We start from the raw sequence: 14,253 nt of genomic DNA on the forward strand, positions 1-14,253 counted from the left end.
TCGGATCCCTTCAAGCCGGACGGACGGACCGCAGCGACGGGTGCGAGCCCGCTGCGACGAGGTCGGCCACCGAGGCGCGCGGCGCGCCGTCGGTCACCAGGGCCTCGCCCACCAGGACGCCGTCGGCGCCGGCGCGGGCCATCTCCATCACGTCGTGCGGGCCACGGATGCCGGACTCCGCGATCTTGACCACGTCGTCCGGGATGTACTCGGCGAGGCTGCGGAACAGGCCGCGGTCCAGCTCGAGGGTCTTCAGGTTGCGGTGGTTGACACCGACCACCCGGGCGCCCGCACCGACGGCGCGGCGGACCTCTTCGAGGTTGTGCGCCTCGACCAGGGCGGTCATGCCGAGCGAGTGCACGCGCTCGACGAGCGACTCGAGCACCGTCTGCTCCAGGGCGGCGACGATGATCAGCACCAGGTCGGCCCCGTGCGCACGTGCCTCCCACACCTGGTACGGCGTCACGACGAAGTCCTTGCGGAGCACCGGGACGTCCACCCGGCCGCGCACGGCGTCCAGGTCCGCGAGCGAGCCGTTGAACCGGCGCTGCTCGGTGAGCACGGAGATCGCGGACGCGCCGCCGGTCTCGTACTCGGCGGCGAGCGCCGCCGGGTCGTCGATCTGCGCCAGCGAGCCCTTGCTCGGGCTCGAGCGCTTCACCTCGGCGATCACCGAGACGGCGTCCGCCTGCTTCAGGCGGCCGAGGCACTCGAGGGCCCCGGGCACCGCGGTGGCGCGCTCCTTGAGCGCGTCGAGAGACACACGTGCCTCACGCTCCGCGAGGTCCTCACGAACCCCCGCGACGATGTCCTCCAGGACCGACATGTAATGAGCCTCCCCGTGCCCTTGCTCTGCCCTCGTGCTACGCCTCGTACGTTTGCCGGGGCGATCGCCCCATGGTCATCGTAGGCGGATCCAGGGTGTGGTCCTGACCACTCCCGGACCGTGAGACGACGTCCCGTCAGATCCCGGGCCGGGTGTGGTCCGAGGACTCCCTGGGGATCACCTGACCGGGCTCAGGGCGCGGTCGGACGGCCGGATCCACCGGGTAGGACCCGCTGGGTCAGACCCACGGAGTCAGGTACGGCTGCAGCCCCGGGAGGTTGCGTGCCACGAAGAACGTCAGCGCGACGCCGAGGGTGACCCAGCCGGCGGTGCTGGACAAGCCGTTGACGGGCCTGCCGCGCGCGGCCGACACGAGCCACATCAGCCAGAGGACCACCACGACGGGGGCGGTCACCGTCCACAGCGCGTTCGCCGACCAGGCACCGGCCAGGTCGAGATGGGCCAGGTCGTGCGTGGCCCGCAGCCCGCCGCACAGGGGGCAGGCCAGGCCCGTCAGCTCCAGCAGCGGGCAGAACCCGTAGGAGCCGCGCACGTGGGGGTCGCGCAGTGCGAGCAGCAGCGTGGCCGCACCGACCGCGGCCCCCGTGAGCAGCGGCGCCCGGAGCGCCGAGGGGACGGCGGGCCGGGCGCTGCTGCGGGTGGAAGGCTCGGAGGCCTCGCCGGAAACCTCAGGAATCGGGCCCACCCGCCAGGAAGCGGGCGATCACCAGCACGATGACCGCGGCCAGGATCGCGAGCGAGATCCAGCCCAGCACGACGCCGGTCATCGCCATGCCTTCGTTGTCCGCCTCACCGGCACGCACGGCCCGGCGGCCCTGGTTGCCGATGATGATCGCGGGGATACCGGTGATGACGCCCAGCAGGAGGACCACCGACGCGATGCCCAGCACGAGCGACCAGGCCCCCAGGTTGTTCCGGGGAAGCGGGGCCGACCTCGCGGGCATCACGAGGTCGGTCGTCGCCTCGGTCGTCGTCTCGCTCGTCGCCTCGGTCGTCATGGTGCTACCGCTGGACCTTCTTCTGGCCCATACCCAGGTTGCGCAGCACCAGGCCGACGATCAGCGAGGCACCGATCACGACGAAGCCGAGCACGAAGATCACCAGCCAGGCCGACGAGGACTGCGCCACGATGACACCCCACGAGGCGATCAGCGCACCCAGCGTGATGCCGGCCATCGTCACCCAGGCGGCGACGGTGTGGCCATGGTTGTTCGGCGGGACGCCCGGCGGCAGGTAGGCGATCTCGGGCTTGTTCTCGGTCATCGCGGGTGGGTGCCTTTCGTGTCGTGCGGTACGCGCTCAGCCTAACCGTTCCAGGTCAGGTCAGCGGCCCGTAGGGTCGTCGCCCCGGGACAGCGCGTCCCAGGCGTCGTGGGGGTCGATCTCGTCGTCCGGTCCGACGGCGGTGCCGTCGTCGGCGGCGGAGGTTTCGGTGGTGCCGGTGGCAGCGGTGCTCGTGCCGGTGGTGGCGCCGGCCGACGCCGCGGCGTCCGCCCGCTCGTGCCGGCCCGACGTCGCCGTCCAGCCGCGCGCCGCGACCGCGCCCCAGACCGCGACGACCACGGCGAGCACACCCGTGGCGACAGCGGCCCACGGCCACGCGGTGAGCGTCACCGGTGACGTGAGCTCGGTGACGCCGCTCGTCGCGGACGCGGCGGCGGTGGCGGCGGGCGTGGGGTCGCCGACGACGACGAGCGTGCTCACCACGACCAGCACCCCGGCCGCCGCCGCGACCAGCAGGGCCACGTACCGGGCGACCCGACCGGTGAGCGCGCAGGCGATGCCGGCGGCCAGGAGCACGAGCGCTCCCGCGCCGACTCCCGGCGCGGCCGAGGTGCCCGCGGCGGCGACCGCCACCTCGGGCTCCAGAGCGGTGGCAACCGTGGTGGTCACCCAGGTGGGTGAGCCGGTGCCGAAGGTCAGCGCGCCCAGGACCAGCAGTGCGAGGACGGTGCGGGCGCGGGTCACTTGTCGTCCCCGCCCTTCCGCAGCAGGGTCTTCGGCAGCGGGGCCAGGCGCGACGCGAGCTGGATGGCCCGCACCGCCGCGGCGGCCTTGTTGCGCGACTCCGCGTACTCCAGCGCGGGCACCGAGTCGGCGACGATCCCGCCGCCGGCCTGCACGCTGGCCCGGCCGTCGGCGATGTACGCGGTGCGGATGGCGATCGCCATGTCCATGTTCCCGCCGAAGTCGAAGTAACCGCAGACGCCGCCGTAGATGCCGCGCGAGGCGGGCTCCAGCTCGTCGATCAGCGCGATCGCCCGGGGCTTGGGAGCGCCGGAGAGCGTGCCTGCCGGGAACGTCGCCCGCAGCGCGTCCAGGGCGCTGCGGCCGGCGCGGAGCCTGCCCACCACCGTCGAGCACATGTGCATGATGTGGCTGAACCGGCGCACCTTCATGAACTCGACGACCTCGACGCTGGTGGGTTCGCAGACCTTCACCATGTCGTTGCGGGACAGGTCGACGAGCATGATGTGCTCGGCCCGCTCCTTGGGGTCGGCCAGGAGCTCCTCGCCCAGCTCGGCGTCCTCCTCCGGGTGGGCGCCGCGCGGCCGGGACCCGGCGATCGGGTAGGTGGTGACGTGCCCGTCGTCCACCTTCACCAGGGTCTCGGGGCTGGAGCCGACCACTGCGAACTCGGCGCCGTCCGGCTTGGCCAGGTGGAAGTAGTACATATACGGGCTCGGGTTGATGGTCCGCAGCGCGCGGTAGACGTCGAGCGGGTCGGCCGGGCAGTCCAGGTCGAGACGCTGCGACAGCACGACCTGGAACACCTCGCCGTCGCGGATCGCCTCCTTGCCCGCGAGCACCGCGTCCTCGAACTCGTCCCTCGTGGAGCGGAACTCGAGCTGCGGCTCGGGGCCCTCGGCGACGACGGAGGTGACGCGCGGCCCGGCCGTCGCCAGCTGCGCCGCCATGGCGTCGAGCCGGGCGACGGCGTCCGCGTAGGCCTCGTCGACGCGCTCGTCCGTGGCATCGGCGTTGATCGCGTTGGCGACCAGCCAGACGGTCCCCTCCCGGTGGTCCACCACCGCGAGGTCGGTGGCGAGGCACAGGGCCAGCTCGGGCGCGCCCACCTCGTCCGGGGCGGTCGCGGGGAGCGTGGGCTCCCAGTGCCGCACGATGTCCCAGCCCAGCACACCGGCCAGGCCGCCCGTGAGCGGGGGCAGGTTGGCCACGCCGGGCGTGCGGAGCGCGACGAGGGCCGCCTCGAGCACGTCGACGACGTCGCCCTCCGTCGGGACGCCGACGGGTACGTCGCCGGTCCAGACGGCGCGGCCGTTGTCGCTGGTCAGGGTCGCGCGGGACGCGACGCCGACGAACGACCAGCGGGCCCAGACCCCGGACTCCGCCGACTCCAGGATGAAGCTGCCCGGCTTGCTCTGCGCCAGCGTCCGGTAGAGGCCGACGGGCGTGGCGTCGTCGGCCAGCAGCGGGCGGACCACCGGGATCACCCGGCGGTCGGCGGCCATCTCCCGGAACTCCGGCAGGCTCGGCCAGGTGCGACCCCAGGGCAGGTCGGCGGGTGCGGTCGCCGCGCGCGCCTCGTGGGGATCGAGCTGGGTGTCGAGCTGGGTCACCGGTGCTCCTCGTACAGCTGGTTCGTGTCCTGCTGGTTCGTGTCCTGCTGGTTCGTGTCCTGCGGCGTGCCGTCGTGCCGGTCGCGTTCGCCGACCACGGCGCCGAGGTCGCCCCCGGCCTCGAAGCAGGTGCGGGTACCGGTGTGGCACGCGGCGCCCACCTGGTCGACCTGGACCAGCAGGGCGTCGCCGTCGCAGTCCATGCTCACGGCCTTGACGTACTGGGCGTGCCCGGACGTGTCGCCCTTGCGCCAGTACTCGCTGCGGCTCCGGGACCAGAAAGTCACCCGGCCCTCGGTGAGCGTGCGGCGCAGGGCCTCGTCGTCCATCCAACCGACCATGAGCACCTCGCCCGTGTCGTGCTGCTGCACGACGGCGGCGACCAGGCCGGCGTCGTCGCGCTTGAGTCGGGCAGAGATCGTGGGGTCGAGAACTTCGGGCACCTGAGAATCCTGCCACGTCACGGGCCGACGGCGGTGTGATGTCCGCCGCCGGCGCGTGTCGGGAGCGGTCCTATCGGGTCTGGGCGACCCAGCTCGCGTGCATGCGGGCATAGATGCCGTCCGCAGCAGCGAGCTCGTCGTGCGGGCCGACCTCGGCGACGTGGCCCTCGTCGACCACCACCACCAGGTCGGACGCCTCGGCGGTCGAGAGCCGGTGCGCGATGGTGATCGTCGACCGGCCGGCCGTGAGCGAGTCGAGGGCCCGCGCGATGCGGACCTCGGTGGCGGGGTCCACGGCCGACGTCGCCTCGTCCAGCACGAGCAGGTCCGGCTGGGCGAGGTAGGCACGCGCGATCGCGACGAGCTGCCGCTCCCCCGCCGACAGCGACTCGCCCCGCTGGCCCACCTCGGTGTCGAGCCCGTCGGGCAGGTCGGCGACCCAGTCGGACAGGCCGAGTTCGGCGAACGCCTGCTCGACAGCGGCACGCGTCGCGGCCGAGGTCTCGACGGGCTCGACCGCCGGTTCCGTGGCCGAGTCTGTAGTGACCCGCAGCCCGTACGCCGCGTTCTCCAGCACCGTCCCGTCGAACAGGAAGCCCTCCTGCGGCACCAGCACCACCCGCTCGCGCAGCGACGCGAACGCCAGGTCGCGCAGGTCCACGCCGTCCAGCTCGACGGCGCCCGCCGTCGGGTCCATGAGGCGCGTGACGAGCTTGGCGATGGTCGTCTTGCCGGATCCGGTCTGCCCCACCACCGCGACCTTGGTGCGCGGCGGCAGGTCGAGCGTCACGCCGTGCAGCACCTCGGGGCCGTTCGGGTAGGAGAACCGGACGTCGCGCAGCGTCACCCGGGCGGGCCCGCGCTCCTGCGTCACCGCGTCCGGCTTCTCGGCCACCTGCACCGGGGTGTCGATGACGGCGATGACCCGGCGCCAGCCGGCCACCGCGTTCTGCAGCTCGTTGAGGATCTCGGTGGCCATCTGCACCGGCCCGGTGAACAGCTGCACCAGGAACAGGAAGGCCACAAGCTGGCCCGCTGTCAGGCCGCCGCCCACGCCGAGCAGCGTCCCGACGACCACCACGATCGCCAGCACGAGGTTCGAGATCAGGACGCCCGACGAGAACGTCGCCGCGACCAGGATCTGCGACCGGGCCTGCGACCGGCGGGTGTCCTCCACGGCGGCGTCGATGCGCCGTCCGGTGCGTTCCGAGACGCCGTACGCGCGGACCGTCTCGGCGCCCACGACGGCCTCCGAGATCGCGCCGAGCATCGCCCCGACCCGCTCGCGCACCAGCGTGTAGGCGCGGTTCACGTACTTCTGCCCGAACCGGATCACGAGGAACATCGGGATGAAGGCGACCCACACCACCGCCGTCAGGATCGGCGAGTAGACGAGCATCAGCCCGGTCGCCACCACGATCTGCAGGGCGCTGACGAGCAGCATGATGCCGCCCCACTGCACGAACAGCGACACCGTGTCGACGTCGTTGGTCACGCGCGAGACCAGCGCGCCCCGCCGCTCGGTGTTCTGCGTGAGGGTCGACAGGTCGTGCACGTGCCGGAACGCCTTGACCCGCAGCGTCGCGAGCCCGGCCTCGGCCGAGCGGAACAGGCGCACGTTGACGAGCGCCGCGCACAGCCCGGCCAGCACGAGCGCGCCCGCCGCGAGCGACGCGAGGAGCGCCACCCGGCCGACCTCGGGCCCGGCGTCGGCAAGGATGCCGACGTCGATGGTCTGCTGCACCGCGAGCGGCACCACCACGCGGCCGACGGCGGCGAGCGACGCCAGGCCGAGCGTCACCCACATCCCCCGAGCGATCTCCGGGCTGATCTCGATGCCCCGGCGCAGCGTCGCGAACACGCCGAGGTTGCTCGTCGACTCGATGCGTGCGCCGTCGGCGTCGAGCAGGTCCTCCGGCACGTCGGTCGCTTCGCGCTCGTCCGTCGCCGCGGTCATCCGGCCACCTCTTCCAGCTTCTCGTCCAGCACACCGGCGGCAGCGGCGTCGGCCCGTTCCTGCTCCCTGCGTTCCGTCTCGACCTCGTAGGCCGTGGCGAGCTCGCGGTAGCCGGGGTCGCGCGCCATGAGCTCGTCGTGCGTCCCGGCGTCGACCACGCGGCCGCCCTCGACGTGGATGACGCGGTCGGCGAGCGCCACCGACGACATCCGGTAGGCGACCATGATCACCGTGGTGCCCGGCGCGGCTTCCGCACCGGTCCCGGAGCTGGCCTGGTCGGCAGCCTGGTCAGCGGTCCGCTCGTCGGCCCGGTCCGCGAGCCCGCGCAGGATCTCCTGCTCCACGCGCGGGTCGACGGCGCTGGTCGCGTCGTCGAGCACGAGGAGGCGAGGGCTGCGCACCAGGGCGCGCGCTATCGCGAGGCGTTGCCGCTGGCCGCCGGACAGGTTGGCGCCGCGCTCGCCGAGCGGTGCGTCGAGGCCGCCGGCGAGCTCGCGCACAGTGTCCGCGAGGCGGGCGAGCCGGAGGGCTTCCCAGACCTCGTCGTCGGACGGCGAGCCGGGCGCTCCCTCGTCCGCGAGGGTCACGTTGGCGCGCACCGTGTCCTCGAAGATGAAGGTGGTCTGGGTGACGAACGCGACCTGGGCCGGGATCTCGCCCTCGGCGAGGGTCCGCGCGTCGGTGCCGTCGAGCAGCACGCGCCCGCGCGTGGGGTCGGACAGGCGGGCCAGGAGGCTCACCAGCGTGGTCTTGCCTGCGCCGGTGGTGCCGACGACGGCGACCGTCGTGCCGGGCGCGACGTCAACGGAGACGTCGTCGAGCAGGGTGATCGAGCGGCCGCGGGCGCCACTGATCGCGGGGACGTCGACGCCGACGTCCTCCAGGCGGACGGCGAGGCCGGGCTGGCCGGGCGTCCGGGGCAGGCGGGCGTCGCCGTACTCGAGGGCGCCCGTCGAGTCGACGACCTGTGCGATGCGCTCGTAGCCGACCAGTGCGCGCGGCAGCTCGCCGAGCACCCAGCCGAACGCCTGGACGGGCACCGTCATCATCGTGAGCAGGTAGGCCGCGGTGACGATGTCCCCGGCGACGACGTCGCCGGTGGAGATGCGCCACGTGCCGACGCCGAGCACCAGCAGGGTGCCGACCGCCGGCAGGGTCTGGATCACGGGGTCGAACAGGGAGCGAACGATGCCGACGCGCACGTTCGCGGCGCGCAGCTCCTGCGTGCGAGCGTCGAACCGGTCCTCCTCGCGGTCCTCGGTGCCGAGCGACTTGACCAGCAGCGCCGCCTCGAAGCTCTCGTGCGCCGCGTCGGCGACGTCGCCGCGCAGGCGCTGCGCCCGGGTCACCGCGGGTGACATGTGCCGCTGGTAGACGGCGTTCACGCCCACGGTGACGGGGATGACGGCCAGCGCCGCGAGCGCCAGCCAGGGGTCGATCGTCAGGAGCAGGACGATCGAGACGCCGATCATGACCACGACGCCGAGCGCGAACGGCAGCGGGTTGAAGACGCCGGTGGCGGCCTCGGTGTCCGAGGTGGTGTGGTTCAGGAGCTGGCCGGCCGGGTGCGAGCGGTGCCACGAGGCGGGCAGGCGCAGGTACTGGCGGGTCAGCGCGGTGCGGTGGCCGGCCTGGATCCGGACGAAGCCGAAACCCGCCCAGATGCGGCGTGCGGCGACCGACACGGCGAGTGACAGCGCGACGGCGGCGAGCACGAGGCCGCCGAGCCAGACCCGGTCGCGGGCGATCTCGTCACCGGCGATCGCGGGGACGACGACGGAGTCGGTGGCCCAGCCGACCGCGCGGCTCACGCCGACGGTGAGGGCGCCGAACATCGCCGATGCGCCGACGGCCAGGACGTAGATGCCGGGGTGGGCGCGCATACCGCGCCACATGAGTGCGAGCGACCGGCGCACACGAGAGCCGGTCAGGGCCATCGGTCTGGATCGCGGGGCGTCTGGGGGCACGGAAAAACCTCGCTTCCTCGGGGACAGCAGAATTTTCTCACGGCACGGGAATCGATTCGACAGTTTTTCGCCACGGGCGTTGTCGACGCTAAGACCTCGACTTTGGTTGAGGTCAAGCAGGGGTGTCGTGACGGTCCGCGAAGTAGAGCGCCTGTCCGGCTTTCGCACGGGTCGACCGTGCGGAAGCCGGACAGGCGCTCTACTTCGCGGACCGTCAGCGGACGTCGATGCCCGCCGCGCGCATGGCGTCCTTGACCTGGCCCACCGTCAGTACGCCGAAGTGGAACACCGACGCGGCGAGGACGGCGTCCGCCCCTGCCTGCGCCGCCTCCACGAAGTGCTGGGGCGTGCCCGCGCCGCCGGACGCGACGAGCGGTACGTTCACCCGCTCCCGCACGGCGCGGAGCATCACCAGGTCGAAGCCCGCGGTGGTGCCGTCGGCGTCCATCGAGTTGAGCAGGATCTCCCCGGCTCCCAGCGCGGCTGCCTTCTCCGCCCACTCGACGGCGTCGATCCCGGTACCGCGCCGTCCGCCGTGCGTGGTGACCTCGTAGCCGGAGGGGGTGGTGACGTCGCCCGTGACGCGCCGCGCGTCGACGCTCAGCGTCAGTACCTGCGAGCCGAACCGCTGGGCGATCTCGGCGATCAGCTCGGGCCGCGCGATCGCGGCGGTGTTCACGCCGACCTTGTCGGCGCCCGCGCGCAGCAGCCGGTCGACGTCGTCGGTGGAGCGCACGCCGCCGCCCACGGTGAGCGGCACGAACACCTGCTCGGCGGTGCGGCGCACGACGTCGACCATGGTCTCCCGGTCGCCGGACGAGGCCGACACGTCCAGGAACGTGAGCTCGTCGGCGCCCTCGGCGTCGTACCGGCCGGCGAGCTCCACCGGGTCCCCGGCGTCCCGCAGGTCGGCGAAGTTGACGCCCTTGACCACTCGGCCCGCGTCGACGTCCAGGCACGGGATCACGCGGATCACGACGGACATCAGCCCTCCTTCTTCTCGGGTTCTTCCTCGACGCCCGCCTCGCGGGGGTCGAGCTTGTGCGCGTCGAGGATGTCGACCACGTACACCACTGTCTCGCCGGCAAGCTGGCTCTTCGTGTTGGCATGACCGTCCTGCGGCGGCACCACCAGCATGACCTGGGAGCCGACCGTCTGTTCCAGCAGCCCCTGGTCCCAGCCCTCGACCAGCCTGCCGATGCCGATCTCCGCGGACTGCGGCGGGGTGTCCTCCGTCCACGTCGTGTCGACCACGCCGCCGTCGCTCCAGCGCACTGCCGTGAACTCGACGGTGAGGATCTGGCCGGCGCGCACCTGTTGCCCGGACCCGCGGATCAGCGGGTGCACGACCAGCTCCGACGGCGGCTCGACGCCGCGCGGGACGCGGATCGTCGGCGCCCCGAGGTCGTCGAGGCTTACCTGCGGGAGGTCCTTGCCCGGCGCCTCCCCCGCGACGCCGGACGCGCGGACCGGCAGCACATCGACGACCAGCAGCACCGGGACGCCGTCCTGCTCCTCCATGAGCGTGAGCCGCGCGCCGACGCGCTCGCCCTCGAGCGACTCGAAGAGGTGGCTGCCGAGCGACTTCTCGGTCATCGTGTAGGCCGCGGGCGCGGTGCGGAACGTGTTCTGCAGCTCCGTGCCGTCCCTGCCGTCCTGCGCGTAGAGGTTCAGCAGCACCGGGTCGTCACGCTCCAGCACGTCCCCCGTACCCGGCCAGACCGTGCGCGACCCCGGCTGCACGACGGCGAACGGCTTCTCGTACTCGAGCGTGGGCGGGGCGCCGCTCGTGCCCGTGACCTGCAGCGGCGCCTGCGATGCGGTGGACGTCGGCGCGGGGCCGACCTCCACCGGCAAAGACGCGGGCGCGCACGCCGTGGTCACCGCCACCGTCGTCGCTGCCAGCGCACCGACGATGACGCGTAACCAGGAACTCACCAGCAGATTCTCCCACGACGCGACGACGCCCCCGGAACGACCGGTGCCCCGGGACCGGCCCTGTGGCCGCTCCCGGGGCACCCGCTGGTGTCACATGCTCTCGATCAGGCGCTCCACCCGGTCGTCGACGCTCTTGAACGGGTCCTTGCACAGCACCGTGCGCTGCGCCTGGTCGTTCAGCTTGAGGTGCACCCAGTCGACCGTGTAGTCCCGCCGGGCCTCCTGGGCCGCCCGCACGAAGTCGCCGCGCAGCTTGGCCCGGGTGGTCTGCGGCGGCAGGGCCGTCGACTCGAAGACCTCCAGGTCGGTGGTGACCCGCTCGACCATGCCGCGGGCCGCGAGCAGGTTGTACAGGCCCTCGGTGCGGGAGATGTCGTGGTAGGCCAGGTCGAGCCGGGCGATGCGCGGGTCGTCGAGGCCCATGCCGTGCTTCTCCTGGTACCGCCGGATGAGCTTGAGCTTGATGGCCCAGTCCAGCTCCCGGTCGATGAGCGACAGGTTCTCCGCCTCCAGCGCGCGCAGCCCGCGCTCCCACAGGTCGAGCACCTGCTTGACCACCGGCGTGACCTCGAGGTTCGCCTCCACGAGCTCGCGGGCACGCTCGTAGTACTCCGACTGGATCTCGATGGCCGTCATGGTCCGGCCGTTGGCCAGCGTCACGGCGTGCTTGCCCGTGCGGTCGTGGCTGATCTCCCGGATGGCGCGGATCGGGTTCTCGAGCGTGAGGTCCCGCATCGGGACCCCGGCCTCGACGAGCCGCAGCACCAGGTCCGTCGAACCCACCTTGAGCATCGTGGTGGGCTCGGCCATCGACGAGTCGCCGACGATGACGTGCAGCCGGCGGTACAGCTCGGCGTCGGCGTGCGGCTCGTCGCGCGTGTTGATGATGGGACGCGACCGCGTGGTCGCGCTGGAGACCGCCTCCCAGATGTGGTCGGCGCGCTGCGAGAGGCAGAACACCGCGCCGCGCGGCGTCGAGAGTACCTTGCCCGCCCCGACCAGGATCTGCCGCGTGATGAGGAACGGCACGAGCACGTCCGACAGGCGCGAGAAGTCTCCCGACCGCCGCACCAGGTAGTTCTCGTGGCACCCGTAGGAGTTGCCCGCCGAGTCGGTGTTGTTCTTGAACAGGTGGATCTTGCCCGGCAGGTCCTCGTGCTCGAGGCGCTGCTGCGCGTCGGCCACCAGGCCTTCGAGGATGCGTTCCCCGCCCCGGTCGTACGAGACGAGCTGACGCACGTCGTCGCACTCCGCCGTCGCGTACTCGGGGTGCGATCCCACGTCGAGGTAGAGGCGGGAGCCGTTCCTCAGGAACACGTTCGAGGAACGGCCCCACGCCACCACCTTCCGGAACAGGTAGCGGGCGACCTCGTCGGCAGACAGGCCACGCCCGTCGTCGGCAGCGCACGTCACGCCGTACTCGGTCTCGAGACCGAAGATCCTGCGGTCCATGGACTTCCCCTCCCTGTTCGCGGAACGTGCTGCTATCGGTCGGTGCCGGGCGAGTCGCCGGAGGTGCCCGGCTCGTCGTCGGGCTTTTCCTCGCTCGGGGACTCGGCGGTGGTGTCGGTGTCGGTCTCGGTGCTCGCCTCGGTTGCCTCGGTTGCCTCGGTTGCCTCGGCAGTATCAGCGGTCTCCGGCGGCACCGTGTCCGCCGTTGCCAGGCCCGGCGTCGCCGAGCCCACCGCGACGTCGTCCGAGGGCGGAAGGTCGTCGGACGGCACCGTTTCGCCCTCCGCGGGCTCCGCGCCGTCGGCGAGCAGGTCGGCCAGGACCTGACGCGTCAGACGCCGGAACGACCGTCGCGGCCGGTCCCGCTCCAGAACCGCCACCTCGAGCTGGGCCGCCTCGATGGTGCGCGACGCCGAACCCTCGCCCGAGCCCAGGGCCGCCACCGCGAGCCGCAGGGCCTCGCCGAGGGACATGTCCTCGCGCCAGCCCTCCTTGACGCGCCGGCCGAGCTGCTCGGCCTGGCCGCCCATGACGACGAACCCGTGCTCGTCGGCCACCGTGCCGTCGTAGGTGAGCCGGTAGATCTGGTCGTCCGCCGACTCGGCACCCACCTCGGCGACGACGATCTCCACCTCGAGGGGCTTCGACTCGGTGATGAACACGGTGCCGAGCGTCTGCGCGTACGCGTTCGCCAGGCCCCGCGCCGTCACGTCGGACCGGTCGTAGGAGTAGCCGCGCATGTCGGCGTACCGCACGCCGGCCACCCGCAGGTTCTCGAACTCGTTGTACTTGCCCACGGCCGCGAAGGCGATGCGGTCGTAGATCTCCGAGATCTTGTGCAGCGCACGCGACGGGTTCTCGGTGGCGAACGCGATACCGCCGTCGTAGGCGAGCACCACCACGGACCGGCCGCGGGCGATGCCCTTGCGGGCGAAGTCCGCCCGGTCCTTCATCAGCTGCTCGGGCGAGACGTAGAACGGCATGTTCATGCGAGGTGCCCCCTCTCTCGGCGCTGCGCCACGATGTGCTCCGCGACGCGGGCCACCTCCGCGTCCTCGATGCGCTGGTAGCCGTCGGCGGACACCGTGGCGACCACGGGGAAGATCCCGCGGACGGTGTCGGGGCCGCCCGTCGCCGAGTCGTCGTCCGCGGCGTCGTACAGCGCCTCGACCGCTACGTGGACGGCGGCCTCCGCGTCCATCCCGCGCCGCCAGAGCTTCTTCATGGCGCCCCTGGCGAAGAGCGAGCCGGAGCCGATGCCGTGGTGCTCGTGCTCCTCGTAGCGACCGCCCGTGGCGTCGTAGCTGAAGATGCGGCCGGTCTCCTTGTCCAGGTCGTAGCCCGCGAACAGCGGCACGACCGCCAGCCCCTGCATCGCCATGGGCAGGTTGGCGCGCAGCATCGTGGCCAGGCGGTTCGCCTTACCCGTGAGCGAGAGCAGCGACCCCTCGATCTTCTCGTAGTGCTCGAGCTCGAGCTGGAAGAGCCGCACCAGCTCTAGCCCGATACCTGCTGAACCAGCGATGCCCACTGCCGAGTACTCGTCGGCCGGGAACACCTTCTCGATGCTGCGGCTGGCGATCATCGGCCCGGCGGTCGCACGACGGTCACCCGCCAGCAGGACCCCGCCGTCGAAGGTGAGCGCCACGATCGTGGTGGCGTGCGGGGCAAGGGTCGCCGGGTCGGTCACGCCGACCGGCATGACCCGGTTCATGGGAAGGCGGTCGGGGGCGTGCTCGGCCAGGAAGTCCACGAAGGACGACGATCCCGGACGCAGGAAGGCGTCCGGGAGTCGTCCTGTGGTGCGGTCTGCGCTCAGGTCACTGCCCACCCTTCTGGACGAATCCACGAACGAACGACTCGGCGTTGGTCTCCAGCACCTCGTCGATCTCCTCCAGCAGGGCGTCGACCTCGTCGTCGTCCTTCTGCGCCGCCGCAGCGGCGGGCGCCGGGGCCTCCGCGTCGTCGTCCGGAGTGCGGTCCTCGTGTGACGGGTTGATTCTTTCCTGACCGGCCATGATCGCCTCCTGGTGATTCACTGACGTATTACTGGTCTCGAAGCCTAGGC

14 protein-coding genes and 1 pseudogene are annotated in these 14,253 nt (G+C 72.2%); all 15 read right to left on the reverse strand.

Annotated features, from left to right (window positions below; all coding sequences use genetic code 11):
* Positions 1-10: 10 nt before the first annotated feature.
* The 15 genes and pseudogenes from trpC to ACFO6V_RS05635 all read right to left on the reverse strand — a co-directional run bounded on the left by trpC (position 11) and on the right by ACFO6V_RS05635 (position 14,203).
* Positions 11-826, reverse strand: a complete 816-nt coding sequence (trpC, locus tag ACFO6V_RS05565; RefSeq protein WP_377133080.1) for an indole-3-glycerol phosphate synthase TrpC — start codon at positions 824-826, stop codon at positions 11-13.
* Between the two features lie 238 nt (positions 827-1,064).
* The gene (locus ACFO6V_RS05570) at positions 1,065-1,532 is read right to left on the reverse strand and encodes a DUF2752 domain-containing protein (protein ID WP_377133082.1); all 468 of its coding nucleotides are present in this window, start codon (positions 1,530-1,532) and stop codon (positions 1,065-1,067) included.
* Entirely contained in the window at positions 1,516-1,845 is a 330-nt protein-coding gene (locus ACFO6V_RS05575; RefSeq protein ID WP_377133084.1) for a DUF4190 domain-containing protein, read from the reverse strand. Before ACFO6V_RS05575 ends, ACFO6V_RS05570 begins: the two co-directional genes overlap by 17 nt.
* 4 nt (positions 1,846-1,849) lie before the next feature.
* Positions 1,850-2,110, reverse strand: coding sequence for an HGxxPAAW family protein (locus ACFO6V_RS05580; protein WP_116675641.1), 261 nt, complete (start codon positions 2,108-2,110; stop codon positions 1,850-1,852).
* Between the two features lie 60 nt (positions 2,111-2,170).
* Entirely contained in the window at positions 2,171-2,815 is a 645-nt protein-coding gene (locus ACFO6V_RS05585; RefSeq protein WP_377133087.1) for a Trp biosynthesis-associated membrane protein, read from the reverse strand.
* Complete coding sequence (locus ACFO6V_RS05590) at positions 2,812-4,428, reverse strand: anthranilate synthase component I (protein WP_377133089.1); 1,617 nt, start codon at positions 4,426-4,428, stop codon at positions 2,812-2,814. Before ACFO6V_RS05590 ends, ACFO6V_RS05585 begins: the two co-directional genes overlap by 4 nt.
* On the reverse strand, positions 4,425-4,871 hold the full coding sequence (gene hisI / locus ACFO6V_RS05595) for a phosphoribosyl-AMP cyclohydrolase (protein ID WP_377133091.1): 447 nt from the start codon (positions 4,869-4,871) through the stop codon (positions 4,425-4,427). Before hisI ends, ACFO6V_RS05590 begins: the two co-directional genes overlap by 4 nt.
* 70 nt (positions 4,872-4,941) lie before the next feature.
* Positions 4,942-6,828, reverse strand: a complete 1,887-nt coding sequence (locus tag ACFO6V_RS05600; protein WP_377133093.1) for an ABC transporter ATP-binding protein — start codon at positions 6,826-6,828, stop codon at positions 4,942-4,944.
* Positions 6,825-8,765 carry an ABC transporter ATP-binding protein gene (locus ACFO6V_RS05605; RefSeq protein WP_377135163.1) on the reverse strand — a complete coding sequence of 647 codons (1,941 nt, stop codon included), beginning with the start codon at positions 8,763-8,765 and terminating at the stop codon, positions 6,825-6,827. The genes ACFO6V_RS05600 and ACFO6V_RS05605 overlap by 4 nt, the downstream gene beginning before the upstream one ends.
* A gap of 244 nt (positions 8,766-9,009) precedes the next feature.
* Positions 9,010-9,780 (reverse strand): imidazole glycerol phosphate synthase subunit HisF, encoded by a 771-nt coding sequence (gene hisF, locus ACFO6V_RS05610; protein WP_377133095.1) that lies wholly within the window; start codon positions 9,778-9,780, stop codon positions 9,010-9,012.
* Positions 9,780-10,733: an FKBP-type peptidyl-prolyl cis-trans isomerase gene (locus tag ACFO6V_RS05615; RefSeq protein ID WP_377133097.1), complete on the reverse strand. Its 954-nt coding sequence runs from the start codon at positions 10,731-10,733 to the stop codon at positions 9,780-9,782. Before ACFO6V_RS05615 ends, hisF begins: the two co-directional genes overlap by 1 nt.
* Positions 10,734-10,823: 90 nt before the next feature.
* The gene (gene pafA / locus ACFO6V_RS05620) at positions 10,824-12,185 is read right to left on the reverse strand and encodes a Pup--protein ligase (RefSeq protein WP_116675647.1); all 1,362 of its coding nucleotides are present in this window, start codon (positions 12,183-12,185) and stop codon (positions 10,824-10,826) included.
* A gap of 278 nt (positions 12,186-12,463) precedes the next feature.
* Positions 12,464-13,174 (reverse strand): annotated as a pseudogene (gene prcA, locus ACFO6V_RS05625) (proteasome subunit alpha); the annotation flags it as partial.
* The gene (prcB, locus tag ACFO6V_RS05630; RefSeq protein WP_377133100.1) at positions 13,171-14,016 is read right to left on the reverse strand and encodes a proteasome subunit beta; all 846 of its coding nucleotides are present in this window, start codon (positions 14,014-14,016) and stop codon (positions 13,171-13,173) included. The pseudogene prcA and the gene prcB, both read right to left, overlap by 4 nt.
* On the reverse strand, positions 14,006-14,203 hold the full coding sequence (locus tag ACFO6V_RS05635) for a ubiquitin-like protein Pup (protein WP_116675649.1): 198 nt from the start codon (positions 14,201-14,203) through the stop codon (positions 14,006-14,008). Before ACFO6V_RS05635 ends, prcB begins: the two co-directional genes overlap by 11 nt.
* Positions 14,204-14,253: the final 50 nt, after the last annotated feature.

The sequence above is a fragment of the Promicromonospora alba genome (genome assembly GCF_042654905.1).
Classification (GTDB): Bacteria; Actinomycetota; Actinomycetes; order Actinomycetales; family Cellulomonadaceae; genus Promicromonospora; species Promicromonospora alba.